Genomic DNA, 26,329 nt, shown 5'->3' with positions numbered 1-26,329 from the left:
ATTCCGCGGTTTGAAATCAGATGAATAAAGATAAAGAAATTTATTTTACAGATTCAATTTTATTTTTTTGAATTCTGCTTTTTGACTCAGGAAAATACAACCGAATTAGCGTGTAGGAAAATTGATTCAATTATAAATTTTAACCTTCCAGTGGACGGTACGTCAGCAATACTGTCCCGCTCTTAAATACTCTTGATGATAAAAGTTCCAGATCCATCTTGGAATGAATGTTCTTAAATATGGGTGTGCCTTTCCCAATGACAACCGGATCGATCATAAACTGGTATTCATCGATCAGTCCGGCCTCCGCGAATTGTGTGATGATGCTCCCGCTTCCAAGAATGGTCATGTCTTTGCCGGGAATTTTTTTGAGTTTACGGATTTCCTCAACGATATTCTCTTTAATCAATCGTGTGTTTTCCCAATCCGCTTTGGTAAGTGTTCTGGAAAAAACAATCTTATTTGCATTGTTCATCCCCGCAGCGACAACCGGATTATTTTCTCTCGCCATCGGACTGGGCCAATATCCCGCCATCATCTCATACGTAATCCGGCCAAACAGCAGTGTGTTGCCGCGTTTCATGTTTTCCGCTGAAAATTCGTTTTCTTCTTTTCCATGTCGGTGCCAACTGATATCATTACCCGGACCTTTGTAATATCAGTCGAGAGTGATGAAGTTGAAGCAGGTTAGTTGGGGCATGGTTTAGAGTTGTGAATTATGAATTATGAATTAAAAAAAAATGAAAAATTGGCATGAAAGAAATTTATAAAATATATTTCTCGTCCTCAAACTATTTCTTCTTCTTCTTCGCTTCATCCTCCTTCACTCTGTATCTGACAATATCCTTCACCAGTTTCACAGGAATGGGTTTACCATGAGGGAACTGAATGGTGCCTTTGCTTGTTTGATAATCTCCGATTTGTTCGGCGAGGGCTTTGAGGACTCCGGATGTGGGATAAAAACCGATGTGATTTTTTGAGGCTGCAAAATAAACCAGGACACCATTTTGTCGAAAGGCGGGCATCTGGTAACTGATACACTCCTCCGCTTTCGGAGCAGCTTTGCGAATGATTTCACGAAGTTTTTGCAATGCCGGTTGAATTTCTTTCGCCTGCAATGCGATGTATTCGTCGATTGTGCTGAATGGAAGTTTCTTTTTACCAATCATGTGAATGAATGTTGTAGTGAAAAATAATTTCCGTTTAACGTTCAGGCTGTCGCTGTCTCTGCCTTCATTATTTTGTGATGATAAATATAAGACAATGCTCCTGTAAGAATAATCAAACTCATAAACCCGCCAGCCGCGATACCGCCGCCGATGTAGAGGAGAGAATACATCGCTCCGATCAAATCAAACATCAAACCTGCATAAGCCCATTCTTTCACTCTTGCAAATCCGGGAATGAACAATACGAGAGCGCCGAGAATTTTTGCTACACCAATAAATGGAATGATGTACAAAGGGTATCCCAGCTGATCGTGCATCAGTTGAACCGCATCGGCACTGTTAAGTGCATCAGGAATCGCGGAGAAGATCATAAATCCGCCGAAGAGAATGGTAAAAATCCAATAAAGGGTTTTTGTTTTTTTCATTACGAGAGGTTGTTTTGTTTTTGTGGCTTCGCGAAATGCAAAAGCCAGTGGTTTCCGTATTTATCCGTCAGGTCTCCGAAGACCGCACCAAAGAAAGAGTTTTCGAGCGGGTGCTCCGCTTTTCCTCCTTCGGAGAGTTTTGAATAAATCCTTTGGATCTCTTCTTCGCTGTCGCAATCCAGCATCAGCGACACCGCGTTGCCTTTGATCAGTCCGGAATCTCCAACCATGTCGGAGCCCATCAACATCAATTGACCTTTGATTAGTGTGGAATGAAGAATCGATTGCTTCATTTGCTCCGGCATTTTTTCCGAAATGGGTGATTCGCCGATGGTCTGAATGCTGAGCTCTCCGCCCAGACAGTCTTTGTAAAAATTCATCGCCTCGCGGCAGTTGCCGTTAAAGGTGAGGTAGGAATTGATTTTCGACATGTGAATTTAAATTCTCAGGCCTCCTGCAATTTTGCAATATCGAATTTTCTCATCTTGAGGAAGGCGCTTGTAACTCTTCCCGCTCTGGCCGGATCACTCATGAGTTGTGGAAGAATTTCCGGAATGATTTGCCAGGAGATTCCATAACGATCTTTCAGCCATCCACACATGCTCTCTTCTCCGCCTTGCGTGAGATTGTTCCAGAAATGATCGATCTCTTCCTGTGTCGCACATATCACCTGCATGGAAATCGCTTCGGTAAATTTGTATAGCGGTCCGCCATTGAGCGCAGTGAAATGCATTCCATCCAATTCAAATGCAACTGTCATCGCGGTGCCTTCCGGTTTTTGGTGAAATTCAAATCCTTCTTTTCCATAACGACTGACGGAATTGATCTTCGCGTTTTTGAAAAGCGAAACATAAAATTTCGCTGCTTCTTCGGCATCGCTATCAAACCAAAGACATGGGGTAATTTTTTGTCGGCTCATTCTTTCTTCTGATTAATTTGATTCAACATGCTTTTTAAAATTGTTCAGAATCATTTGCCATCCCGTCCTCTGCATTTCCAGGGAGTTTTCATTTTCCGCGTCAAATGTTTCCAACACTTTAGTCTGGTTGCCGTTTGAAATAAAAGTGATTTTCACAGTCCGGTTATCTCCCAGTACATAATCAATTTTTTCGTGCTGCTTCACTTCCGTGTAAACGCCGCCAAAATCAAAACCGAAACTGCCGTCCTTCGCTTCCATACGTGAAAGAAATTTTCCGCCAACACGCAGATCGTTTTCCGCATGTGGTGTGTGCCAGTCGTCGGACGCGTTATTCCATTTGACAATGTGTGCCGGTTCGGTCCAGTATTTCCAGACTTTTTCCACAGGTGCCTCAATAAGTGCTTCGATTGTAATTGCTGTTGTTTTGTTAGTTTCCATTGTTTTGTTTTTTAGGGGTCTGGGTATACATATATATATGTATCGAAATGCCGTCTTAGAACAATGCAAAGATGAACCAAGATTCTAAAATTCCGAGCAGGCATAAACGACATCCTTAGGGGTTGATAACGACAGGCTTCTTGTCTATCTTGCGGGCATGAAAAATGTCCATATCATCGTTCCGGAAACGGCTGTTTTAGAGGCAATTGCAGATCCTCATTACATGTTTAGTGCTGCCAATGAGTTCTTCAAAGCGGCCGGAAAGGCTCCTCTTTTTAATGTTCATCTGGTTGGATTAAAAAAAGAGGTAAAACTCCTGAATAATCTTGTTTCTGTACATCCCGATTTGCAGCTGAAAGACGCGAAACATCCGGATATCATCTTCATTCCTGCGCTAAGTGGAGATTTGAAAACAGCTGTTGAACTGAATAAAGAGTTCGTTCCATGGATCGTTGATCATTATCACAAAGGCGCTGAAGTTGCTTCGCTTTGTGTCGGAGCATTTTTACTGGCTTCAACAGGTTTGCTCGATGGTAAAAAATGTTCCACTCACTGGCTTTCCGCGAATGAGTTTCGTGAACTCTATCCTCAAGTTGAACTGGTGGATGGCAGTATTATATCCGATGAGAACAGAATTTATTCCAGTGGTGGCGCGAATTCGTACTGGAATCTTTTGTTGTATCTGCTCGAAAAGTATACCGATCGTGAAACAGCGATTCTCGCGTCAAAATTTTTCGCCATTGATATTGACAGGGACAGTCAGTCGAAATTCATGATGTTCCATGGACAAAGAAACCACAAGGATGAAGAGATAAAAAAGATTCAGGATTACATCGAAAATAATTACAAGGAAAAAATTACCATTGATCTGCTAGCGGAAAAAGTATCGTTAGGAAAAAGAAGCTTTGAGCGTCGTTTCAAAAAAGCGACGAACAATACTGTTGTCGAATACATCCAGCGTGTAAAAATCGAAGCAGCCAAAAGAAGCATGGAAACCAGTCGGAAAAATATCAGCGAAGTAATGTACGATGTCGGCTATACCGACACCAAAGCCTTCCGCGACGTCTTCAAAAAAATCACCGGACTAACACCGATCGAATACAGGAATAAATACAATAAGCAGGATGTGATGAAAAAATAAATGGAACTATCGATTCCTATTCCACATACACTCACACCCCACACCACACTCTCACTCTACTCATTCTTCGCTGACAAATAAAACCCAAGCTTCAACAGCAATTGTGATTCATTTACCTTGGTGGTAAAAATTTCGTTAGCCGGATTGGGCAGGTTGGGATTTGCGTTGGTCGGCATGAAGTTCACATTTACATCTTTTCCTTCCATCATTTCCCAGTACAAACCGACATACATTCCAAATCGGCCGCCGACAAAAACAGTAGGGTTAATAAATGGATTGTATTTCACCTGAATCGCGTTGGATTTGACGGGATCATTTTTGCTTTTATTTATTCCTCTGTTCACACCACCAATGATAAAGAAGGCTGCTTTGCCGCCGAGATTTGCGCGGGCACCAACATTTATTCCGTATAAAAGTTTCCAGGTTCCTGACATAGTCGAGGTGGCATATTGCCCGGTTGGAATTTCGGTTTTATAAGTAGTGTATCGTGGTGCAAAACCAAGTGTGCGCATGGAGAAATTAACTCCGGCGAAAACCGGACTTTCTTTGATCACCCAGGAGGACGTGACGTCCAAAATATGATTATTACTCAGTCTTGCGACTTCATTGATCTGGTCGCCGCTGATAAATTTCATGTTATTTACTTCTCCAGCTGAAAGCGGATCGAGATAGGTATTGAAGTCATAATAATTGCCATCCTGACTAGCCAGATTTATGAGTCGTCCAAACATATAAACAATGCCTTCAAGGTTTGCGCTGACAACATGTTTTTCCGCGGATTCAAGAAATTTTATTTCCGCGTTGGTTGTTGTCCTGTAATCTTCGAGGTTGACTTTTACTTCGTTTGTATTCGCGTCCTGTAAAGTATATAGGCCTGTGACATTTGTTTTGTCATACATCACACCAATCTGAATCTTTTTGAAATGCTTTACATCCAGTTGGGCGTTTGCAGTCAGATGCAGGCACAATAAGGCAAACACTAAGAATAATGATCTCATAATGGGAATTTTGCAGCAGGGCTCCTCTTTTCCTTCTAAATTGAAGTGAAAATGGTGCTTTTTCAATCAAACGCAAATGTTAAAATAAATGTTGCGAAGGGATGATTGATAATATTCCGATTTCTTACATCAACCTCAATTAATAAAAACTCCCTTAGTAGAAACCATCGCCCCATTATCGCCATGCAGCTTCAGGAACACAATTCCCTGCTGCATAAAACTTTTTTCCTGATCACTCAGATTTAATTGCACGCGGGTTTTTCCTTTGGGATAATTTCCCTTTTGAATAATTTTTATTTGCCTTCCTGAAATATCGTGCATTGAAAGTGTGCCGTTCATTGCCTCAGGCAAATTAATTTCTATCGTCGTGTGATCCGTAATCAATGAAGGATATAATTTCATATTTGCTTTGTTCTCCTGAGAAGAAACGTTATTCACCCCCGCAGTGATTCCGAGATCATACTTATACATGGATCGTCCGTAGGTCGCGGCGTAGAGATGCATTGTCGGATAATGAATGCGTAAGTCCGTAATTGGAACGGTTGGTAAACCGGTTCCAAGAAGTTGCCAGTTACTTCCGCCTTCGTTTGTAAAAAATACACCAACATCTGTTCCGAGATAAAGCATCGCGTTGACGGTATCAATCACCAGATCGTTCACAGGAACATCCGGAAGATTTCCTCCGATATCATTCCAGCTTTGTCCGCCATTGTTCGTCATGTACACATGAGACATGTTGTCGTGGTAACGATATCCGGAAAGAGTAACATACACTTTTTGCGCATCGTGCGGATCTGCTGTAACACGTGTGACCCATCGCACCGGTAAGCCGATACTGATTTCTGTCCAGCTGGCTCCTTCATTGTTGGTGACCCAAACATGTCCGTCGTCTGTGCCGGCATAAATAACATTCGTATCAGCAGCGCTCACAGAAATGGAAGTGACGGTTTCGTACACGATGGGATAAGCTATCGCGACACCGGTATTCCCCGTAAGATCCTGACTGATTTGCGTCCAGTGCTGACCACGATCCGTTGATTTGTAAACATGATTAGACGCAAGATAAATTGAATTGGTGTTAATCGGATTCAATACAAATGGTGTGTTCCAGTTAAAACGATCCTGCGGGTCGATTCCCGTTAATCCGGAATTGATGTTGCCATATTGACTGGCGGCATACACATACGAAGGATCATTCGGATCAACGAGTACTCCAAAACCGTCTCCGTACCAGATGTCGTACCAGTCGTTGAAAGAACCGCTGGGTGTGGTCTGCACGCCATTGTCCTGTGCTCCTCCAAACAAACGCGAAGGATTTTGTTCATCCACTTCACAAGTATAAAACTGTGTGATCGGCAATGATTCATCATGCATCCAGTTGACACCACCATCGAAAGAGGTGTATAAACCACCGTCATTTCCAAGCAGTACAAAATCATGATTAAGCGGGTGAATGTAAACTTCATGTTGATCAACATGAACCATGGAAGACATCTGGTTCCAGGTTAATCCGCCGTCTGTTGTTTTGTATAAATCGAAATCAACAGCGTACACAATGTTCGGATCAGTGGGATCTACTTTTATACGTCCGTACCAATAGCCGAAATCACCGGCTGTTGGAGAAGAGATCGCCGCCCAGTTCGAGCCAAGGTCGATACTTTTATAAATAGAAACATTGTATCCGAATTCATCGGTAACTGTCGCGTAGAGAACATCCGGATCACTTTGAGAAATGGCGATGCCTATGCGTCCGGCATTGCCCGGAAGATTCAATCCTGAAGTCAGATTCGTCCATGAATTTCCCCCATCGAAGGAGCGATAAATTCCGGATGCGGGACCTCCGTAATGTCTGCGATCCGGTCTGCGCACGCGCGTCCACATACAGGCCCAAACCGTATCCGGGTTTTGCGGATGAACAACAACATCGATGGCTCCGGTAGAATCATTTTGAAAAAGTATTTGTTGCCAGCTGTTTCCTCCGTCTGAAGTTTTGTAAAGTCCGCGTTGCGGAGTGTCGCCAAACAAATCTCCCATCGTCGCGGCGTAGGCTATGTCAGGATTAAATGGATGAATGGCGATGCGTCCTGTATTGCGCGTGGAATCAAGACCAACATGTGTCCATTGATTTCCTCCGTCTGTTGATTTGTAAACACCCATTCCGTCATACGTCAGCGAACCGCCTCCGGCATTGGCTTCTCCGGTTCCCGCATACAAAATATCCGGATTGGATGGCGCGATCGCAAGGTCGCCAATTGAAAGTGACGGCTGGTCATCGAAGATCGGATTCCAGGAACCTCCGCCATCTGTCGATTTGAAAATTCCACCCGACGCGGCACAGAGATACATTGTCTGTAGTGATGACGCGTGCATTTCCACATCGGTGATCCGGCCACCGACATTCTGCGGACCGGCAAATTCCCAGATGTTTCTGTTGCCGGCACGACGCATTTGCTCCTGTTCGTTTCTGACATACTGAACAGCCCGACGGTATGCTGCATAATCCACATTACCGTAAGGATACATCCGCTGATTGATCAGCCAGTCGTTCATCTCTTCTTTGTCTTTCTTCCGTTCTGAAACTTCATGCCGGCAGGAACAAAGCACTATGCTGAATAAAAATAAAAGTGAAACAGGGCTATACACTCGATTCATGGGTCTTTTGCTTAATCTTTCAAACTTAGAAATTATTCAGCAAAGGTCTTCATATTTTACCGAATGATATAGTCGATTCGCCAAATTTTACAATTGGAAAACGTATTTTCTCAATCCTTTACAAGCCTTGAAAAATATTTTCCTTGTTCCGTCTGCAACTGAAGGTAATACAGGCCGGGATTAAATTTGTTTAAATCCAACGAGAAGTTATTTCCTGAGCCAACGGGAAGTTCTCTGAGGAGCAATTTTCTTCCGGAAATATCGAACAACTGAAGAAATGAATTTCCGATTGTTGATGGAATTTCAACGATGATTGAATTGCTAGTGGGATTTGGGTAAATGTTTAATTGTTGTTGTGCGGGTTTGAAAATCCCGGAAGTGGAGCCAAGGGTGATCGTATCGCAATGTGTACAAGGCTGCTGTGGTGAACCGCCCCAGGAAGTGTATTCGGCGATACATACAATATAACTTCCTGCCGAAGTGTACGAGTGCGGTTGTGAGAAATTGAAAGAAGATGTGGGAGGGTTGTTCACTTCTGTTATTTGAATTCCATCGCCAAAATCAACCTGAACACTGTCAATTGTAAAAAAAGGAGAAAGCGTTTCCGAATATTCGACGTTTACATCCAATCCGGATTCCGTATGATTGAAAGAACACTGGGCAAGGGTTCGTCCGGGTTTTGTGAAAATCAACAAACACAAAAGAAGTGGTAGTGCTTTATGCATAATATTATTTTTTTGTAAGATAAATAATTATCTCTCCCTCCTAAAGAAATAATTCAGGGAACAAAGTAAACTCATTCTAAAGGAATGGAAACAAATTCTCAAAACACATTTATTGTTTTGAAAAAAACTTAGCAATCTAACCCCGGGCGGAGCCATGCGTTGGATTGTGCGTCGGGGGCGAAGCACGGGAAAGGTGGTGGAAATGAAACAAGGGCTATCGTTCCAAAATTTTAAAAAAACTTTTTCAAACCTTCCCGGCTAAAATGATTGTGTGAGTTTCCTTCGCATCTCTCATAAGAGTGTATTCGACAAAGAATATTTTATGTTCAGTAAATCCGGATTTTTTAATCTGGCTTCTTAGCTCTTCCAGATTGTGATAATAAAAATAGGCGCGGTCTCCACTGCTTCCGGTTTTATATCCCGATTGACCGGGATCTCCTTCTACAAAACTGAGATACAAAATCCCGTCATTGTTCAACAAATAATTTGCATCACTAATCAATTGTGCACACTCCTCCGACGATAAGTAAGGCAGACAAAAACCGCATACGATTCCATCAAACTTTTTGTCTATTGAGCGGATTTCTTTGCAGTCCATCTCCCTGAAGCTCGCGTTGGGAACATTTTGTTGCGCAAGACTTATCATGTTCGATGCATAATCAATTCCAAGTAACTTGAAATCGGGGCGCTTCGATAAAATATATTTTGAAATGTTTCCCGGCCCGCAACCAATCTCCAAAATCTCAGCATTATCAACATTTATCGCCTTGCAGAAAAAATCATAGCTCTCGTTGTACAAATCCAGATCCATAAACTTCTCCTGATACAAAGCCGCGACCTTGTTCCATGTTTCAAGAGTTTCCTGATGATGATTCATGTTTGAGGCTTTTAATGCCAAATTTACAAAGATAAACTGCACCCCCCCCCCCCCCCCCCCCCCCCCCCCCCCCCCCCCCCCCCCCCCCCCCCCCCCCCCCCCCCCCCCCCCCCCCCCCCCCCCCCCCCCCCCCCCCCCCCCCCCCCCCCCCCCCCCCCCCCCCCCCCCCCCCCCCCCCCCCCCCCCCCCCCCCCCCCCCCCCCCCCCCCCCCCCCCCCCCCCCTTCTTTTTTTCCCCCCCCCCCCCCCCCCCCCCCCCCCCCCCCCCCCCCCCCCCCCCCCCCCCCCCCCCCCTCCCCCCCCCCCCCCCCCCCCCCCCCCCCCCCCCCCCCCCCCCCTCCCCCCCCCCTTTTTTTTCCCCCCCCCCCCGGCCCCCCCCCCCCAAATTATGTTTGGTTCACGGAAATTAAGAATAATCCTAGCAAGGGCAAGTAATGAACAGAAACAAAGAACCCAAACCAAACCCCCTTTTTTTTTTTTTTTCCCCTTTTTTTTTTGAATTAAAACCACCAACCAAACTAACTAAACAACAACTAATAACTAACAACTAACCACTAAAATCTACCTCACCATCATCCGCCCAAAATAAACCCTCTCCCCTTCCATCATCAATTGAAGGAAATAAACACCGCTGGCCAGTCCATGAAGTTCCAGACGGACAGCATCGGGAGAAATCACCGAGGTTGGATATTGTTCCGAGTCCATTACTTTGCGACCGGCGTAATCGAACAATTCGTAGCGAAGATCTTCGATGTGCGCGGGTGGTGTGCTGAGCGATATGAGAAAAAATTCATTCGCGGGATTCGGATAGATGTGAACATCGGGAAACCCTCCGCGAACATTCATCACGCGATCAAGTGCTGAATAAGAAAATCTTCCGTCGTAATCGGTTTGTTTGAGGCGATAATACGAAAGTCCGTCCAGCGGATGTGGATCTATGGTCGCGTAATTACGGGTGACCGTGCTGTTGCCCGCTCCACGAATTATTTCAAGCGTTTCAAAATCCACACCGTTGGAGGACCGCTCCACAGTAAAGTAGTCGTTGTTAATTTCCGATTCCGTGATCCAGCGGATATCAACTGTTCCGCTTTTGTTGAGCGTCGCGTCAAAATACAAAAGTGTAATCGGCAATGGCGCGTCATTATCGACAAGCGCCCAATAACTGTTGTATTGCTGAACACCGGTGAGTGTAACCTGATTCATTAACGTATTCACATTGCCGAGAGGTTGTGCTGTCCAGGTGAAACCGTCGTTGCGTTGCGCGCGCAACTGCACTTCGCCGAGAGTATTGTTTCCGGTGTTCCATTCGATATCGCGATACGTAAACATCAGATCGCTTACAGGTTCTGTTGTATAATTCAGCGTGTTGATCAGCCACCAGCGATCGAGAACACGATCCGCGTTTTCTACACCGGCCACATTGACAATCGATGGCAAACCTGTAGGCAATGGACGATTGTTCGGACTTAAAAAAGTATTTGTCGGATAGGTTGATGCCTGTATGCTTCCGTTTCCGCTTCCAGCTGTTGTGACCGAAAACGAAAGCGGGAGATAGTCTCCGCTTGCGATATTTCCAAAAGGAAATTCATACAACGAACCAGGCGCACCTGTTCCTGCATCCCATTGGATAATTCCATAGCCCGAAACAGGATCTGTTTCGCTTTGAATAAATCCGCTTGTACGTGTAATCGCTGTTGGTGAGGGATTAAGAATCGTCAGGGTCTTTGAATTCAGATCAAGTTTTTGTGAACCCAGGTCCAGTACACCGGAGGGGGACGGATATCCTCCTCCGGCGTTTGTACTGACCTGTAACGTTTTCACACCATTTCCTTGCAATCGCAGGTTGTTGAAAATAGTTGAAGACGTTCCACTGATGTTTTGTCCGTTACCATTGAGAATTACCGTGCCCGCGCTTGTTCCGAAGATGGAGTTTGCGGCATTGTTCACCCAGTCTCCGCTCAAATCAATGGTGCCTGAATTATTGATCACGGTACCGGCATTGTTTTGAACGCTACCCTTTACGGTGATTTGAGCACTACTTGAGATTGTAATGGAGACGTTGTTGTTGGTCAACAACTGAGCGAAACACTTGCTGATGCTAAGCAGGGAGAAAAAACAAATAAACAGACAAAACTTATTCATGGGGGAAAACTCTTTCTTGTATAAAAATTTGTTACTCTTCATAAAGTATCATGATCTTCACCGGAACAGATAAAACATTCGTTGAGTTCGCTGATGAATTGTAAACAACAACGTTTGTCGGGTCCACCCGAAAATCAAATTCATAACCCGCGTTGAAACTATGACGAGGATTGACATATCGTCCTGAAAGATATTCGGCAAGGATGTTCACCGATAATATTTTTGTTGATGTAAGCCCGTGAGCGATAGACACCGATCCTCCTTGCACAGCACTGGTGGTACCTGTGAGCTTGATCATTTTCACCTTGGGCGCATTGCTTCCAAGTTTTGTATAACCGTTTACTTCCAACTCTGCCTGTGGTGCTGTAACTCCTATTCCAACCTTGACCGCATCCACTCCTGTTCCTCCAAGCACCATGCTGTTGTTCGCAGTCACATTGGCGTTGTATCCAATCGCTGCGGCCTTGGTCAGTGTAGGGCTTCCTTGTGAATTATATCCGAGATAGGTATTGAAAGTGCCTGTTGTGTTTGCGTTTCCTGTGATGTAACCTATAAAAGTGTTTCCGCCTGCAGTAGTATTATAGCCGCTTTGATTACCAACAAAAGTATTTGCTGTTGCCGCTCCGGAATTGTAACCCGACTGGTATCCCATGATAGTATTCGCGTTTCCTCCGGAACCTATCAAGACGGCATTGGAACCAAAATAACTGTTGTAGCTTCCGGTTGTGTTTGAATTTCCTGCACTCCCTCCCACCATGGTATTTCCTGCGCCTGTCGTTCCCTGGTTTCCGCAGTATGCGCCTAGATAAGTGTTGAGCGTTCCGGTTGTATTACTTATTCCGGAAGAGGTTCCCACAAACGTATTGCTAACACCGCTAGTATTCTGCATTCCCGAATTCGTCCCGTAAAAAGTATTGTTGCTCGCGGTGTTGTTCATCCCGCTCTGAAAACCACTGAAAGTATTGTTGTTCCCTGTGGCGTTTTGTCTACCGGCATCTGTGCCTACATACGTGTTCCATGCTCCTGTAGTATTGAACTTTCCGGCAACAGCGCCAAGAAATGTGTTGCGGTGACCGGTCGTATTATTTTCTCCTGTACTTACTCCGGCAAAAGAATTCCAGTCGCCCGTAGTATTGTCCATCCCGCTTTGAAACCCGATCATCGTGTTGTTCGATGCGGTGGTATTCGCGTAACCCGCGTTTCTTCCAATAAAAATATTGTTCTGTCCTGTTGTATTCGAAAGTCCGGATTGCGATCCGAAGAATACATTGTATGAGCCTGTGGTCAGGCTGGATCCTGCTATAAAGCCGAAGATGCTATTGGAACTGGCTGTATTGTTAAACCACGCGTTACCGCCGGCATAGTGTCCGAAGAAACTATTTTCAGAACCGGTAGTTAAATCAGTACCTGCATTGGATCCAACGAGACAATTGTAATTGCCGGTAGTTATATCTCCGCCTGCACCGTATCCAAGGCCAACATTATTTCGTCCGGAGGTATTTTGTAAACCGGCATAGGTTCCCACAAACGTGTTTTCAAATCCGGAGGTATTATTCTTTCCGCTGTTCGCGCCAATGAATGTATTTTCATAACTCACGTCAACTTTACCTGACTGGTAACCAACATAGGTGTTAAGGTTAGAATTGTTCTTTGCTCCTGCGGAATCGCCGATCGCCACATTCCATTGCCCGGTAGTTGCAAGCGAACCCGCGCTCCTTCCCAGAAATACATTTTGCTTTATATGATCGATTCTTCCGGCTTTTGTATTGTTCACGCGAAAGCTAAGAGGAATGTTATCTGTTGTGCCTAAAAAATTTGTTCCATCAACAGTTCCCGCATTGCCCGTGATGCTCCAGCCTTTGTCGGACCCAAGCAGTTGTCTCCAGGTGATTCCGTCATAGTACCAGAAACCAAACGCGTTATCGGTCTGGTAAACGATCATCCCTTTTGCCGAAGCGTCGGCTACAGGAAACATTGCTATACGTTGTGCTTCTGTAAGTCTTGGCGTAAGGAGACCTTTGTCTGAAGCTGTCAAATCGAGTAGCGCCTTGGTGTGTGGTGAAGGATTGTTGACACCGACATTCTGCGCGAAGACCGGAAGCGCGATTAATAATACAATGACGGTCAATACAATCATCATGAGCATCAATTCGAGTCCTGTGGTCCTTCGGATCGATTGTTCAAAATCTGCTTGTGTTTCTGATAAACGGGGTTTGTTAAGCATGGACATGTTGAATGAAAATGTTGATTTTGGCTCAAACATAATGTGTGTATCTCCCCTTTTTGTATGGAAATTAGAAAGTGGCGGAATGACTTAGCAATTGGCAGATTGTCTGAGAATCCGGTTTTTTATTACGAAAGATTCTGAATTAGAAAAAAAAACCAATTTTCTCAGGAAGTAGTGTACCAGTCTCGACGGGATCCACGGGTAAAACCAATTGATCAGCAGAGGTGCCGGATTCTCAGGAAATCTGCCAATTACAAATATTTCTCCTCCGGAAAAGTCAATTGTATTATCTTGCCTCTGATGTCGATGCAAAGTCCCTGTCCGGAAATATTCTGTCGCTTCGAATCGGTTTTGTTCACTACTATTCCATGAGCCTCTGCCGAAAATTTTTCATTTTGATTTTTATGGGCCTCACGTCCGGCTTGCTGTGTTATTCACAGCAAGCCGCTTATCCTGAAAAGCAATTTTATTTCCGGAGTATATTAACAGAGCAGGGGTTGTCAAACGGAAATGTCAACAATATTCTGAAGGACAAAAATGGTTTTCTCTGGATAGCAACCCTCAACGGACTAAATTGTTATGACGGTTCGCACTTTTTTGTGTGGAAGGCGGATCCTGCGAATCCTCAAAAATTATATAACGATGCCGTATATGGATTGTGCGAAGGGAATAACAATGAAATCTGGTGCTCAACAAATGCCGGTGTCAGCAGGTTTTTCAGGAACTCTGATACATTTAAAAATTATGAATTAAAAAATAAAGCGACCGGAGAACGTATCCTCGGCTCTTCGAATGAAATTGTTCAAACACGAAAAGGAGAAATCGTAACCTATTCTTTCAGTGGCATTTTTATTTATGATACTTTAAAAGATGCTTTTGTTCATTATCCGGAAATCCTTTCCGGAAAAACAACAACAAGAATGCCCGTTGTAAATAAGTCATTTCTGGAAGACCCTCTCCGGAACGGAATTTGGATAGGAACTTCCGATGGCCTGAAGTATTTTGATTTGGATAAACGTACCTATTTCAGTCATTACAACAATCCGGAGCGGCTTCCTCTTTTCAAAGATCATTATTCCGGTCCGATAACTCTCGACAAAAACAAGAATCTCGTTTTTGCCGATGGCGATGACCAGCGGATTTACACATATGACTTTTCCTCCCGTTCGCTGAGCTCTACTTTTCCCGAAAATAAATCCAATCAACCCTTGTATTTTGATTGCATTCTTTCAGATCGTTCCGGAAATCTGTGGATGAGTGTGGAAAATGAAATCGTGCTTTATCTGGAGAAAAACTCAGGTAGAACATTTATAATCAAACACGCGAATGAACGCAGTCATTCTCTTGCTGCCGATTATTTTCTTGACGCCCACCAGGACAGCTCCGGAACAATTTATATTGGTACGGTCAGCGGTATCAGTTACTTTAATCCGGAACATCAGTTTATTTCAGTTTATCCTTTTCCGGATTCAGTTTCTCATACACGACAATATTATATGCACCAGATGCTGAATTGTGACAAACAAAACAATGTCTGGTTCGCGCCATCGTATCAATACTTGTTGAAATTCAACACAGCAGAACAACGTTTCGAGGCGTATAACATTCTCGAAAATCTTCGAAAGAAAAAATCCGGAGATCTTCTGATTAATGCGATGGCCGCTGACTCTGATCGTTTGTTCTTCGGGTCTCTTGATGGAATTCAGGAATACAATGTTAGACAAGACAAGTTCAGGAAGCTGGATGTTTTTTCAAAAGCCGACAGTGTTGACGGAAAGTATATCTTCAGTATGCTGCTGACAAAAAACAAAAACCTTTGGTTCAGTAGTCATAAAAACGGATTGTTCTGTTACAACACTACGACAGGAACATACAAACACTATCCCAGAACCGTGACAGATTCTACTGGCATTACGGCTGATTACATCTATTCCATTTTGGAAGATCGTCGTGGAGTTGTGTGGTTTTGTACGGAAAAAAATGGTCTTGTTCGTTACAATGAAAGCAGCGACACATTCGAATATCCAATTAAAAAATCAGAACGAATTGATCAGGATGTATTCTACAGTTTCACCGTTGACGAAGAAAACAAAATTTGGGTGCTGAGTTTTTTGAGTGGCTTAAAAAAGTTTGATCCTCTTGCTGGACGTTTTGACACTGCTGCGCATTTCAAAGGCTTGTCAAATTTTCAATACAACCACGTATTTGCGGATCAACGGGGACGACTTTGGTTATCGTACTACTCCGAGTATTCAATGGTTGAATTAAAAACCGGTTTGGTAAAAAATTTCAATGTCGGTTTCGCGCGTACCAATAATTCTTATGCAAATTATTCATGTCTGCTTCCGGATGGCAGAGTCGCATCTGAGAGTCTTGGCAGTTTTTTAATTTTCGATCCGCTTGCCGAAAACCGACAACGCGTTCCTGTTACCATCAGTGGTTTTTCTGATGGAATAAATACAATTCCTTTTCTGAGTTCCGGTCAGGAAATCAAACTTAAATCCTCGCAAAATTATTTTACAGTGAACTTCGCTTCACTGAACCTTCTTGAAAACAAGGATGTCCAGTTCGCATACAAACTGGAAGGTGCCAACGACGAATGGGTATACTGCCGTAATCAGCAAACTGCCTATTTCACAAATGTGACCGGTGGCAAATACGTGTTTAAAGTAAAAATGCAAAATCCCGACGGATCGTGGACCGAAAGTCCTGCCGGATTGAAAATAGACGTTGCCAAAAAATTCTACGTGACTGTATGGTTCCGCCTTTTACTTGTACTTGTACTTGTGGCCTGTGGTATCTGGTATCTCCGTTTGTTCAGGAAGAAATTGTTGAAAAACGAAAGCGATAAAGCGATTGCATATTTCGCGAATTCATTACAGGGAAAAAGTAAGGTCGATGAATTGTTGTGGGATATTACCTATAATGTTATTACCCGGACTAACCTGGTTGATTGTGTTGTGTATTTACTGGATAAAGAAAAAAATGTGCTGATTCAGAAAGCTGCTTTCGGAAATAAAAACTCAGGAGAAAACTACATTCTGAATCCGATAGAGATACCTCTTGGAAAAGGAATTGTTGGAAGTGTTGCACAATCCGGAAAAGCGGAAATCGTGAAAGACACTTCCAAAGATCCGCGTTACATCACAGATGATTCCAAACGACTCTCCGAACTGGCTGTTCCGATCATCGCTGATAAAAAAGTAATCGGCGTGATCGATTCGGAACATCCGCGCAGGAACTTCTTTACTCGTCAGCATCTTGAGCTGTTGCAAACCATTGCATCCATCACAGCGACAAAAATCGTAAAAGCGCAACGTGAACTTGAAATTGAAGAAAAAGAAAAACGCCTTTCGGATCTTCGCAACCAAATCAGTTATACCCGTCAGCAGGCCTTACAGGCGCAAATGAATCCACATTTCATTTTCAACTGCCTCAATTCTATCAATGGTTTCATTTTACAGAATGATGTTGGTACCGCTTCCACTTTTCTGATAAAATTTTCCAAACTGATTCGTCTGATTCTTGAACACTCTAATGAAAAATCGATAACCCTGCAAAGCGAACTGGATGCGCTGAAACTTTACATCGATATGGAGGCTCTCCGTTTTGGTAAAAAATTCAGTAGCGAAATTGTTGTTGACACGGATGTGATGCCGGATGCTGTCAGAGTTCCTCCATTGATTCTTCAGCCATTTGTGGAAAATGCCATCTGGCACGGGCTTCTTCACAAAGAAAGTAATGGCAGGCTTACCGTATCGGTTCGACAGAAAGATGATTTACTCGAATGTGTAATTGAAGATAATGGTGTGGGCCGACAAGCCTCCGCCGAAGCAAAGCCAAAAAATTACTCGGGTCGAAAATCGCTTGGTTTAAAGCTTACAACGGAAAGACTGGCTCTTTTAAATAGTGAAGGAAATTCCGAATCCTGTGTACGCGTTGAAGATTTGAAAGACGAAAGCGGTGTCGCTCTCGGGACGCGGGTTACAATCCGGATTTCCCCGGGGAGCCTTTTTACGGATACAGGAAGTCCACACAAATGAAATAAGCAGAACGGATAAATTCTTTGAGTGAATAGAATAAATATAAATTACAATACAAAAAACAGGATGATACGTGCGATAATTATTGATGATGAACCACAGTGTATTGAAACATTAAGTATACTGATGAAAATGCATTGTCCGGAAATTCAGGTTGACGCTTCTTGTGAAAGCGGCGAAGACGGTATTCTTGCAATACAGAAATTCAAACCGGATGTTGTTTTCCTGGATATTGAAATGCCCAAAATGAGCGGCTTTGATCTGCTGGAAAAGCTCGGAACGATTTCCTTCCAGGTTGTTTTCACAACGGCATATAATCAATTTGCACTGCGCGCCTTTAAATACAGCGCGTTGAATTACCTGTTGAAACCAATTGACCCGGACGATCTCCGAGAAACAGTTTCCCGCATTCTCGCTCTGAAGCGCGGACCAATGAAAGAACAGTTTGATATTTTACTCAACAGTTTAAGACACAATGACAAGCCCACTCGCATCGCCCTGTCTACAGGAGACGGAATGGTGTTTGTCAACACGAACAACATCATGTATTGTCAATCGGAAAGTAATTACACGCATGTAAAACTGGTTGACGGAGAAAAATATCTGCTTGCAAAATCACTGAAAGAGTTTGAAGAAACATTGCCGGAGAAAGATTTCTTCCGGATTCACAACTCATTCCTCGTTAACCTGAACGAAATAAAAAAATTCGTACGCAGCGATGGTGGTTACGTGATCATGAATGATGGCACACAGGTTGGAATTGCAAGAGCAAGAAGAGAAGAGTTCTTCGCGCTCTTTGACAAATTCTGATGGATCCCCTTTGTAGAAAATCTGCCGGGCCCGCAAACTAACCCCTGGCGTAGCCATGCGCAGGGTTGAGCGTCGGCCGGCGAAGCAAGGGTATGGCGATTGTAAATCATCGTGCCGGATCGTTCCAAAAATATTTGTTATGCCTGGCTCTGCTCCGGCTCTTTCTTTCTGGCTTTTGTTTGCAACCAGGTAAATATGTCTGTCTGCGCGCGAACTTTCTTTCCGCTTTCGCTCATAACATATTTGTTGTCCTGGACTTTGTTAATGATGCGCGCTTTGGTGTTGTCTTGCAATTGTATGTTGATAAAATGCTTTAACTCTTCCTGCAAACGAGGATCAAAAATCGGAACGGCGACTTCGGAGCGATGATCGAGGTTGCGGTACATCCAGTCACCGGAAGCGATGTAAACTTTTTCTTTGCCCAGGTTGTGAAAAATGTAAATCCGGCTGTGTTCAAGGAATTTATCGACGATGCTGATGACTTCAATATTCTCACTCACCCCTTTGACTCCCGGAACAAGCGAACAAATGCCTCTGACAATGAGTTTTATTTTTACTCCGGCCTGGCTGGCCTCGTATAAGGTGGCGATCATTTCCCGGTCAACAAGGCTGTTCATTTTGAGAATGATTCCGGCTTCTTTACCGGCGCGCGCGTTTTCAATTTCATCTTCAATCATCGTGCTGAATCGTTTCCGGGTATTGAATGGAGAAACGATGAGATGTTTGTAGTGACCGGTTTTATAATTGTCTTTGTAAAAACTAAACAGTCTTTCTACTTCGGATGTGATATGCTTATCTGAAGTAAGAAGGGCGTGATCACTGTAAATTTTCGCGGTGTACTCGTTGAAATTTCCTGTGCCCACATGCGCGTAGTTCACCTGTTTGCCTCCCTCTGTTCTTGTAATCAGAATGAGTTTGCTGTGAACTTTTAATCCGGGAACCCCAAAAATTACCTCCGCGCCTTCTTCCTGTAATTTATTCGCGTAGAAAATATTTGTTTCTTCATCAAAACGAGCCTGCAGTTCAACAACGGCCGTAACCTGCTTACCATTCTTGATCGCGTTGATCAGCGTATTCACAAAGCTGCTGTTGTTCGCTGCTCTGTACAATGTCAATCGAATGGCGGTTACCTTGGGATCAATGGATGCCTCACGCAACAAATCAATGATATGATGAAAAGAATGGTATGGATAAGCTAGCAACACATCCATACTCTTGAGTATTTTGAACAAACTTCGTTGTCCTTTTAAATCAGGATGATCGATGGGCTTGATTTTCGTGTAGCGCAGTTCTTTCCGTCCTACATTCGGAAAGGTGATGAAGTCTTTGAAGTTATGATAGCGTCCTCCCGGAATCAGGTGTTCTTCGTTAAACAATTTTATTTTCCGGAGAATAAAAGCAAGAAGATTTACGGGAATGCTCTCATCATAAGCCAGCCGGACAGGGTCTCCTTTTTTTCTTTGCTTGACACTTTTTGAAATTTTCTCGACATAACTTTTGCTCACGTCACTGTCGATGTCGAGTTCCGCGTCTCGCGTGAGTTTAATGGTATATGCCTGAATAGAATCGTAATCAAAAATGGAAAAGATGTCATCGAGACAAAACCGGATGACATCGTCAAGCAAGATAATGTGTCGTTTGTCGTTTACGGATGGCAATACAAGAAACCGTGAAATAACATCGGACGGAATTTCAATGAGAGAATATTTATCCTTTTTACTTTTGTCTTTTCTTCCCAGTACAATCGCGAGATAAATGCTCTTGTCTTTGAGATAGGGAAATTTCGGAGAGGAGTCGATCATGATAGGCACCAAAAACTGGTAAACCGTTTCATGAAAATAATTCCGGACGAAAATGCCCTGCTCCTTTGTCAGCTGTTGCTCGTTGATGATGGAAATATTTTCCTTCTCGAGCTCGAGGAGAATTTCGGAATATACTTTTTCGAATTTTTTTTGTTGGGCGACAACGGTCTTCTGAATCTTCTCGAGGAGTTCTTCAGGGTCGGTACCCAAAAGATCTTTTCCTTTCTTGCCCCATTTAGTCATACGTCGTATGGTGGCGACGCGTACTCTGAAAAATTCATCTCTGTTGCTGGAAAATATTCCCAGAAAACGTAATCTCTCTAAAAGTGGAACGGTAGGGTCTTCCGCTTCCTGTAACACTCTTGCATTGAACGATAGCCAACTCAGGTCGCGATCGATCAACTCTACATTTTTTCTTCCCATAAACCACCAATACTCTTTCCTTTATTTTTTCTTCGCAACGACGGCCTTTTTCGCCGGAGCTTTTTTCTTTTTTGCGACAGCTATTTTTTTCGCGGCAATTTTTTTGGCGTCCTTATTCTGGACCTTCAAAAATTTCTTCGCGATATTCTTGCTGTGCTCTTTTAGAAATTTACGGATTTTTTTTGTTGTTTTCTCGTGCTGTGGGTGGAGAATCCCTTCCATGGCTGAAAGCAAGGTGGTTTCAAGTTTTTTTCTATCCTCTTTATTCATGTTTATAAAGTTAAGACCTGTATCTGATCAGGGGTATGATGAATGTTTGTGACGGAGAACTATCCTTTGTTACTCCGGGTTGTTAAAAGAACCAAATATTCAACTTTCTTCGGTAATTTCAATCGCTTTTAAAAGCTTAACACAATGTTAACCAAACGTTTACACTTCCTTTAACATCTTAGGGAAAAGATATAGGGTTTGGGTTCCCTTTGCTTCGCGGATTTCTGACCAACTTTCCACATCCAGGCTCATTCCCAGAACCGCGCAAGTCGACATCTCTTCCAGTTGATTGCCCAGAAAATATGGAACGATTTCGCTGATTGTAAAATTGTGTGCAAAAATCATCAGGCTATGAGTTTCGTTGGACACTCTGGAGATTACTTCCAGATAATCCTGTACACTGGTTTCATACAGTTGTGATTCAATCCGGATTTTTTCAACCGGATAGCCAAATTTTCTCGCAAAAATCAAGGCGGTGGTCATGGCCCTTACTGCCGAACTACTGATGAACTGCTCCGGCACCGGAATACGATGCAGCAATGTTTTACTCATCAGATGGGCATCACCGTAGCCGCGTTCATTCAGTGGGCGGTCAATATCCGGCAGATCAGGCTGAGACCAGCTGGATTTGGCGTGACGGACGAGATAAAGGGTTTTCATGGATTGCAAAGGTAAGCTTACCGAGCTTATTCCGCTTTAAAATATGCTGCAATTGTTTACATGAATTTAGCAATCCCTTAATTCTGCATGAATACACGGAAGATACTTTTACAAAAAAATTAAACGCATGTCTGTTGCCAATCCCCGATTTACAAATCTGACAGCTCTCGGCACTCTTCTCTTCCGCCAGAATGATCCTTTTAACAATGTGTATCTGAACAAAGGAACATATCATGACGCCGTACATTTCTACCAGGCCGATCCGGATCCGGAAGAGAATAAGAAAAAAAGGAAAACTTCAATCACGGCAAATTTGAAAAGAACATTCTTAAAAATCATCTACAGAACGTATTTGCTGGTTTGGTTTTCTCTGTATTTCAGTATCAGTATGATCGTTCGATTCATCCGATAGTTCCAAAAAAACCAAAATCAACATGAACACACTCAACCACTCCTTGTCGACACCTGAAGGCATCACAAAAAAATTTATTTCCCGGGAATTCTCCTACAAGTTGTCCCGGTTTCTTGATCCCTCAAAATATGAAGCTGTTTGTGATGGAGAGCTTGATGTTTTTAATTCCCCGGGACAAGAGTCGGATATTGTCGTTTACGGAAAAGAAAACGGATTTATGCCCGTAGTCGCAATAGAGATTTGCAATAAAGCGGATCTTCCTGAAATGTCTCGCTTCGCGCAAAAACTGATCCGTTCCTTTTCACTAAAAGAGTTTTTTCTCTATGCATTGGATGAAAAGCGCTGGTACCGTCAGACTCCTTCGTCCGCAGAAAACACTTCATCCTGTCGCTCTGAATCCCTTTCTCTATCCTTTGATGAAGCCCTGACTCCGTTTCCTGTCGGGTTGTAATGTCGTATTCTTCTTTTTTGCTTTACCAGCCATCATCCCCCCGATGATGGTTTTTTTTCTACTTTTCTGAACAATTAATTCTGCAATACATATTTAGCCCAAATGCTTCGGATCCGATTACAGCAAATCAAACGTTCTTTTTCAGGACTTCCGGTCCTCTACTGGCTGGTTATTGCCACTGTCGTGCTGTATGCTATTTATGGTTTAAATTTAAAAATGAATGATTATTCATTTTCCATCGTTGTAATGTTTTCCTGCCCGGTTTTAATCGGGTCCCTGCATTTAGTCCGGAGTGACCATCGCTTTTTGAATATACTCAGCCCGCGTCCCTGGAAAATTTATCTCAAAGAATATTTCGCGCTCCTTCTCCCCTTTTTTCTCTTGTTTCTCTTTCATCAATATTGGTCACTTTTCCTGTTCACTATTTTAGAATTGCTGTTGTTTATCGGGATTATCAGCCTTGTTCCTGTGCGTTCCAATAGTGCAAGGACTTTCGCATTTGTTCCTATACGATTCACTACACTAATTCCTGTACCCGGCTTCGAGTGGCGAAGCGGTTACAGACGCTGGGGATTGCAAGTGTTGCTTTTTTATTTGCTTGCGATCGGGCTTTCGTTTCTGCCTTTTGCAGGCTTATTTATTCTTGCGTTTCTGACATTCGTGATCAGTGGTTTTTATACGAATGGAGAATCTTTGGCAATTCTGAACGCGGACCCTCTTGAACCGGCAATCTTCCTGAAGAAAAAAATTCTCCGACATTCCAAATTTACAAGCTTCTTCTTACTTCCGGCGCTTATCATCTATCTGTTTCAACATCCTGAACACTGGTATATGGTCCTGATCGCCTGGTGTGTTTACATGATCAATATATTTTACTTTATCACCTTAAAATATGCGCTGTATCGTCCGGACAAAAAACTTACCGCGGATTCGATTTGGGTTGCCTTGTTGTTCGCGTCCACATTAATTCCATTTTTGTTTCCGATTCCGTTAATTGTTGCAATACGTAATTATTCGCTTTCAAAAATTAATCTGAAAAATTACCTCGATGATCACTCTTGAAAACGTGAATGTAGCGTATGGGCCGCACGCGGTTTTGAAATCGCTCAATCTAAATCTGGAAGAGGGAAAAATTCATGGGCTCGTCGGATTAAACGGCTCAGGGAAAACAACACTGTTAAATGCCTTGTATGGATTTGTCAAACCTGTTTCAGGAAAAATTTCCAGATCCGGCGGGGGCCTTTCACGAAAAGAAATCGGGTTACTTGAAACACAAAATTATTTCTATCCGCTCATCACCGGAAGAGAATACCTTTCCATTTTTCCTTCCGGGAAAAAACTATTTGTGCTCGAAAACTGGAACGCGATCTTCTCTCTTCCCCTGGATGATTTGATTGAAACATATTCGACGGGGATGAAGAAAAAACTTGCTTTGCTGGCCGTCTTTAAACTTGACCGGGATATTTATCTTCTCGACGAACCCTACAACGGCCTTGATCTTGAGTCAACCACCGTCTTAAAATTGCTCCTTGATGAATTTCGCAAACAAGGAAAAACCGTAATCGTGACTTCTCACGTCTACGAAACCCTGGTTTCTGTTTGTGACTTTATCCATCATCTCGAAAATGGCATTATTGCCGGTACTTATCAAAAGGAAACATTCGAATCTCTCGGCACCCTGCTCCGAAAAACCGTCGAAGACCGCTCCTCTGATCTCATAAAACGAATCTTCACCTAATTCGTGCATTCGTGGCAACCCCAAAAAAATTCGTGCATTCGTGGCAATAATAATAAACACCCAAGGCCCGCTAATTCGAATCTCTCGGCACCTTGCTCCGAAAAACAGCCGAAGACCGCTCCTCTGATCTCATAAAACGAATCTTCACCTGATTCGTGCATTCGTAGCAATCCCTAAAATTCGTGCATTCGTGGCAATAATAATAAATGCCCAAGGCCCGTTAATAAGCTTTCCCATAGAACGCATTTCCTCAAAAATATTCCCCGTATTTTCATCGGACGAATAAACGTGAACGACCTCAGTAAAAAAACCGACCTGGAGCTGGTCGCCCTGTACAAACAAGGCGAAAAAAACGCTTTTGGTCTGCTTTTCAAGCGCTATACACATCAACTCTACGGTGTTTGCCTCAAATACCTGAAAGATCCCGATGAATCCAAAGATGCCGTCATGAACATCTTTGAAAAACTCCAGCAAGATCTTTTCAAACACGAAATCTCGTTTTTTAAGTCCTGGTTGCATGCCGTCGCCCGAAACCACTGTCTGATGATCCTTCGTGGCCGAAAAGGAATTTACCATCAGCCCATGGAAGACGAGGTTTCCGGTCTTGAGGTTGTGGAAATGCATGCGATCTGGCATCCCGATGACGCTGCCGACAAAGAAACCACCTATAAAAATCTGGAAGAGGCAATAAAAAAACTGAAAGACGAACAGCGAATATGTATAGAGTTGTTTTACCTTCAGGAAAAATCTTACAAAGAGGTTGCAGATCAAACGGGTCTTTCCATGCTGAATGTAAAAAGTCATATTCAAAATGGAAAACGTAATTTAAAAATCATTCTGGAACGAAAAGATGGACGATAAGCTACATACATTTCTGGACTCCGGGCCTTGTCCCGATCACGAAACGCTTATTCGTTACGCGAGAGATCTTTCTTCGCCGGAAGAAGCCCGTGAAGTTGAGCTTCATCTTGCCGGCTGCCCGCTCTGTTCCGATGCTGTTGACGGTTTCATGATGATGGATTCCGAAACAGATGTGTCCGCCGATATCGCCGAACTGCACGCCCGTATTGATGCGGCAATCGTGGAAAAAGAATCCCGCGTTTTTTCATTCCGGCCATACATGCGACTTGCGGCTTCGCTTGTTTTTCTCTTTGTTTCTGTTGGTGCGCTTTACCTTTTTCTCCGTTCAGAGAAAAATAATGAGTCAGAAAAAGCAATCGCGAATGCTCAGCCAAAAATGGATTCTATTTCTCCGTCAATGGTTCCGGCAGCAGCGGAAAGTGATCAGAAAACCATCGAAGACAATGAATCAAAAACTGTTGTCGCGAACAATTTTAAAGCAAGTAAAGATGCAAACGGAGCTGGTCAGGATGCATCAGCGGCATCCGGATTTTCTTCTCTTGAAAAAAGAGCAATGCCGGCGCCGCCTGAGCTGAGTCGTTCTGGCAACGGAGCCGCATCAGTGGAAGAAATTACGATGAGTGACAAAAAAGGAATTGTTGATGCAAGAAACCTGTCGGACAACATGCAACACATTCCGGAAACAAAAATTCCAAAACCATCCGCTACTGTTGAAACCAAACAAGCTGACGAAGCGGCATCGGTGCGAGAAAATGAAGCTCTTGATGCTAAATCTGTTCAAACAACGGCCACAGGTTCAGCTGTAAGGGATGATTCAAAGACAAACGAACTAAAGTCGATTTCTGTACCCGGTAAAGAAAGTGAATACAAAAAAAAGGAGGCGCTAAGTTCAAAAGATATCCGACAGGAAGATTTTAGCGATGCCGTTCGCTACTACGATCAAGGCAAATATTCCCGTGCGCTTTCTCTTTTCAACTCAATTGCCAAAAGCGATTCTTTGAGGGCTGACGATGCTAACTGGTTTCAGGCATTGATTTATTTAAAAATGAATAAGCCCGAAAAAGCCCGACCACTTCTTCAGTCGCTCTCTGCAAAAATTTGTCCTCGTCAGTTAAGCGCCGACTCTCTCCTCAAAACACTGAATTGA

At 43.3% G+C, this 26,329-nt stretch carries 23 protein-coding genes and 1 pseudogene; 9 read left to right on the top strand and 15 right to left on the bottom strand.

The features are described from left to right. Positions 1-139: 139 nt before the first annotated feature. From IPP86_00750 to IPP86_00725, 6 genes and pseudogenes are all read right to left on the bottom strand, one after another. Positions 140-700: pseudogene (locus IPP86_00750) on the bottom strand (dihydrofolate reductase). A gap of 91 nt (positions 701-791) precedes the next feature. Continuing rightward, positions 792-1,166, bottom strand: coding sequence for a DUF1801 domain-containing protein (locus tag IPP86_00745; GenBank protein ID MBL0137040.1), 375 nt, complete (start codon positions 1,164-1,166; stop codon positions 792-794). A 44-nt stretch (positions 1,167-1,210) separates the two neighbouring features. Continuing rightward, the gene (locus tag IPP86_00740; GenBank protein MBL0137039.1) at positions 1,211-1,594 is read right to left on the bottom strand and encodes a DoxX family protein; all 384 of its coding nucleotides are present in this window, start codon (positions 1,592-1,594) and stop codon (positions 1,211-1,213) included. Then, entirely contained in the window at positions 1,594-2,025 is a 432-nt protein-coding gene (locus IPP86_00735) for a VOC family protein (protein ID MBL0137038.1), read from the bottom strand. Before IPP86_00735 ends, IPP86_00740 begins: the two co-directional genes overlap by 1 nt. A 14-nt stretch (positions 2,026-2,039) precedes the next feature. Next, positions 2,040-2,513 (bottom strand): VOC family protein, encoded by a 474-nt coding sequence (locus IPP86_00730; protein ID MBL0137037.1) that lies wholly within the window; start codon positions 2,511-2,513, stop codon positions 2,040-2,042. A gap of 12 nt (positions 2,514-2,525) precedes the next feature. Further along, complete coding sequence (locus IPP86_00725) at positions 2,526-2,951, bottom strand: SRPBCC family protein (GenBank protein ID MBL0137036.1); 426 nt, start codon at positions 2,949-2,951, stop codon at positions 2,526-2,528. A gap of 157 nt (positions 2,952-3,108) precedes the next feature. On the opposite strand from IPP86_00725, the gene IPP86_00720 reads away from it, so the two are divergent. After that, positions 3,109-4,092: a helix-turn-helix domain-containing protein gene (locus tag IPP86_00720; GenBank protein ID MBL0137035.1), complete on the top strand. Its 984-nt coding sequence runs from the start codon at positions 3,109-3,111 to the stop codon at positions 4,090-4,092. 56 nt (positions 4,093-4,148) lie between these two features. Here the strand turns inward: IPP86_00720 and IPP86_00715 are convergent, their stop codons facing one another. The 6 genes from IPP86_00715 to IPP86_00690 all read right to left on the bottom strand — a co-directional run bounded on the left by IPP86_00715 (position 4,149) and on the right by IPP86_00690 (position 13,709). Continuing rightward, positions 4,149-5,090, bottom strand: coding sequence for a hypothetical protein (locus tag IPP86_00715; GenBank protein ID MBL0137034.1), 942 nt, complete (start codon positions 5,088-5,090; stop codon positions 4,149-4,151). Between the two features lie 135 nt (positions 5,091-5,225). After that, positions 5,226-7,742, bottom strand: coding sequence for a glycosyl hydrolase (locus IPP86_00710; protein MBL0137033.1), 2,517 nt, complete (start codon positions 7,740-7,742; stop codon positions 5,226-5,228). A 110-nt stretch (positions 7,743-7,852) separates the two neighbouring features. Further along, positions 7,853-8,467: a T9SS type A sorting domain-containing protein gene (locus tag IPP86_00705; GenBank protein MBL0137032.1), complete on the bottom strand. Its 615-nt coding sequence runs from the start codon at positions 8,465-8,467 to the stop codon at positions 7,853-7,855. Positions 8,468-8,711: 244 nt separating this feature from the next. Next, entirely contained in the window at positions 8,712-9,344 is a 633-nt protein-coding gene (locus IPP86_00700; protein MBL0137031.1) for a class I SAM-dependent methyltransferase, read from the bottom strand. A 560-nt stretch (positions 9,345-9,904) separates the two neighbouring features. Further along, positions 9,905-11,485 carry a T9SS type A sorting domain-containing protein gene (locus tag IPP86_00695; protein ID MBL0137030.1) on the bottom strand — a complete coding sequence of 527 codons (1,581 nt, stop codon included), beginning with the start codon at positions 11,483-11,485 and terminating at the stop codon, positions 9,905-9,907. Between the two features lie 31 nt (positions 11,486-11,516). Then, positions 11,517-13,709 (bottom strand): hypothetical protein, encoded by a 2,193-nt coding sequence (locus IPP86_00690; GenBank protein ID MBL0137029.1) that lies wholly within the window; start codon positions 13,707-13,709, stop codon positions 11,517-11,519. Positions 13,710-14,116: 407 nt separating this feature from the next. Here IPP86_00690 and IPP86_00685 point away from each other — a divergent pair, with 407 nt between their 5' ends. Continuing rightward, positions 14,117-17,755, top strand: coding sequence for a histidine kinase (locus IPP86_00685; GenBank protein ID MBL0137028.1), 3,639 nt, complete (start codon positions 14,117-14,119; stop codon positions 17,753-17,755). 66 nt (positions 17,756-17,821) lie between these two features. Next, a complete protein-coding gene (locus tag IPP86_00680) occupies positions 17,822-18,565 on the top strand; it encodes a response regulator transcription factor (GenBank protein MBL0137027.1) in 744 nt (247 codons plus the stop codon). A gap of 137 nt (positions 18,566-18,702) precedes the next feature. On the opposite strand, the gene ppk1 is transcribed toward IPP86_00680, so the two are convergent. The 3 genes from ppk1 to IPP86_00665 all read right to left on the bottom strand — a co-directional run bounded on the left by ppk1 (position 18,703) and on the right by IPP86_00665 (position 21,720). Further along, complete coding sequence (gene ppk1, locus IPP86_00675; protein MBL0137026.1) at positions 18,703-20,790, bottom strand: polyphosphate kinase 1; 2,088 nt, start codon at positions 20,788-20,790, stop codon at positions 18,703-18,705. A gap of 21 nt (positions 20,791-20,811) precedes the next feature. Then, on the bottom strand, positions 20,812-21,060 hold the full coding sequence (locus IPP86_00670) for a hypothetical protein (protein MBL0137025.1): 249 nt from the start codon (positions 21,058-21,060) through the stop codon (positions 20,812-20,814). A 159-nt stretch (positions 21,061-21,219) separates the two neighbouring features. Next, a complete protein-coding gene (locus IPP86_00665; GenBank protein MBL0137024.1) occupies positions 21,220-21,720 on the bottom strand; it encodes a histidine phosphatase family protein in 501 nt (166 codons plus the stop codon). A gap of 127 nt (positions 21,721-21,847) precedes the next feature. Here IPP86_00665 and IPP86_00660 point away from each other — a divergent pair, with 127 nt between their 5' ends. From IPP86_00660 to IPP86_00635, 6 genes are all read left to right on the top strand, one after another. Further along, entirely contained in the window at positions 21,848-22,132 is a 285-nt protein-coding gene (locus IPP86_00660) for a hypothetical protein (GenBank protein ID MBL0137023.1), read from the top strand. A gap of 22 nt (positions 22,133-22,154) precedes the next feature. Then, complete coding sequence (locus tag IPP86_00655; protein MBL0137022.1) at positions 22,155-22,583, top strand: hypothetical protein; 429 nt, start codon at positions 22,155-22,157, stop codon at positions 22,581-22,583. 102 nt (positions 22,584-22,685) lie between these two features. Next, positions 22,686-23,645 carry a hypothetical protein gene (locus IPP86_00650; GenBank protein ID MBL0137021.1) on the top strand — a complete coding sequence of 320 codons (960 nt, stop codon included), beginning with the start codon at positions 22,686-22,688 and terminating at the stop codon, positions 23,643-23,645. Beyond that, complete coding sequence (locus tag IPP86_00645) at positions 23,632-24,321, top strand: ATP-binding cassette domain-containing protein (GenBank protein MBL0137020.1); 690 nt, start codon at positions 23,632-23,634, stop codon at positions 24,319-24,321. Before IPP86_00650 ends, IPP86_00645 begins: the two co-directional genes overlap by 14 nt. Positions 24,322-24,594: 273 nt before the next feature. Then, on the top strand, positions 24,595-25,182 hold the full coding sequence (locus IPP86_00640; GenBank protein MBL0137019.1) for a sigma-70 family RNA polymerase sigma factor: 588 nt from the start codon (positions 24,595-24,597) through the stop codon (positions 25,180-25,182). After that, complete coding sequence (locus IPP86_00635; protein ID MBL0137018.1) at positions 25,172-26,329, top strand: zf-HC2 domain-containing protein; 1,158 nt, start codon at positions 25,172-25,174, stop codon at positions 26,327-26,329. The genes IPP86_00640 and IPP86_00635 overlap by 11 nt, the downstream gene beginning before the upstream one ends.

It is taken from the genome of Bacteroidota bacterium, assembly GCA_016720935.1.
GTDB lineage: Bacteria > Bacteroidota > Bacteroidia > AKYH767-A > 2013-40CM-41-45 > JADKJP01.
This window is presented reverse-complemented; position numbering and strand designations above follow the sequence as displayed.

What these genes read in the sequence shown, in the direction of transcription:
- IPP86_00680 (MBL0137027.1), top strand. Translation starts at nt 17,822, where the DNA reads ATGATACGTGCGATAATTATTGATGATGAACCACAGTGTATTGAAACA.
- IPP86_00695 (MBL0137030.1), bottom strand. Translation starts at nt 11,485, where the DNA reads ATGAATAAGTTTTGTCTGTTTATTTGTTTTTTCTCCCTGCTTAGCATC.
- IPP86_00635 (MBL0137018.1), top strand. Translation starts at nt 25,172, where the DNA reads ATGGACGATAAGCTACATACATTTCTGGACTCCGGGCCTTGTCCCGAT.
- IPP86_00730 (MBL0137037.1), bottom strand. Translation starts at nt 2,513, where the DNA reads ATGAGCCGACAAAAAATTACCCCATGTCTTTGGTTTGATAGCGATGCC.
- IPP86_00650 (MBL0137021.1), top strand. Translation starts at nt 22,686, where the DNA reads ATGCTTCGGATCCGATTACAGCAAATCAAACGTTCTTTTTCAGGACTT.
- IPP86_00670 (MBL0137025.1), bottom strand. Translation starts at nt 21,060, where the DNA reads ATGAATAAAGAGGATAGAAAAAAACTTGAAACCACCTTGCTTTCAGCC.
- IPP86_00705 (MBL0137032.1), bottom strand. Translation starts at nt 8,467, where the DNA reads ATGCATAAAGCACTACCACTTCTTTTGTGTTTGTTGATTTTCACAAAA.
- IPP86_00685 (MBL0137028.1), top strand. Translation starts at nt 14,117, where the DNA reads ATGGGCCTCACGTCCGGCTTGCTGTGTTATTCACAGCAAGCCGCTTAT.
- IPP86_00735 (MBL0137038.1), bottom strand. Translation starts at nt 2,025, where the DNA reads ATGTCGAAAATCAATTCCTACCTCACCTTTAACGGCAACTGCCGCGAG.
- IPP86_00655 (MBL0137022.1), top strand. Translation starts at nt 22,155, where the DNA reads ATGAACACACTCAACCACTCCTTGTCGACACCTGAAGGCATCACAAAA.
- IPP86_00710 (MBL0137033.1), bottom strand. Translation starts at nt 7,742, where the DNA reads ATGAATCGAGTGTATAGCCCTGTTTCACTTTTATTTTTATTCAGCATA.
- IPP86_00645 (MBL0137020.1), top strand. Translation starts at nt 23,632, where the DNA reads ATGATCACTCTTGAAAACGTGAATGTAGCGTATGGGCCGCACGCGGTT.
- ppk1 (MBL0137026.1), bottom strand. Translation starts at nt 20,790, where the DNA reads ATGGGAAGAAAAAATGTAGAGTTGATCGATCGCGACCTGAGTTGGCTA.
- IPP86_00690 (MBL0137029.1), bottom strand. Translation starts at nt 13,709, where the DNA reads ATGCTTAACAAACCCCGTTTATCAGAAACACAAGCAGATTTTGAACAA.
- IPP86_00720 (MBL0137035.1), top strand. Translation starts at nt 3,109, where the DNA reads ATGAAAAATGTCCATATCATCGTTCCGGAAACGGCTGTTTTAGAGGCA.
- IPP86_00665 (MBL0137024.1), bottom strand. Translation starts at nt 21,720, where the DNA reads ATGAAAACCCTTTATCTCGTCCGTCACGCCAAATCCAGCTGGTCTCAG.
- IPP86_00740 (MBL0137039.1), bottom strand. Translation starts at nt 1,594, where the DNA reads ATGAAAAAAACAAAAACCCTTTATTGGATTTTTACCATTCTCTTCGGC.
- IPP86_00725 (MBL0137036.1), bottom strand. Translation starts at nt 2,951, where the DNA reads ATGGAAACTAACAAAACAACAGCAATTACAATCGAAGCACTTATTGAG.
- IPP86_00715 (MBL0137034.1), bottom strand. Translation starts at nt 5,090, where the DNA reads ATGAGATCATTATTCTTAGTGTTTGCCTTATTGTGCCTGCATCTGACT.
- IPP86_00660 (MBL0137023.1), top strand. Translation starts at nt 21,848, where the DNA reads ATGTCTGTTGCCAATCCCCGATTTACAAATCTGACAGCTCTCGGCACT.
- IPP86_00700 (MBL0137031.1), bottom strand. Translation starts at nt 9,344, where the DNA reads ATGAATCATCATCAGGAAACTCTTGAAACATGGAACAAGGTCGCGGCT.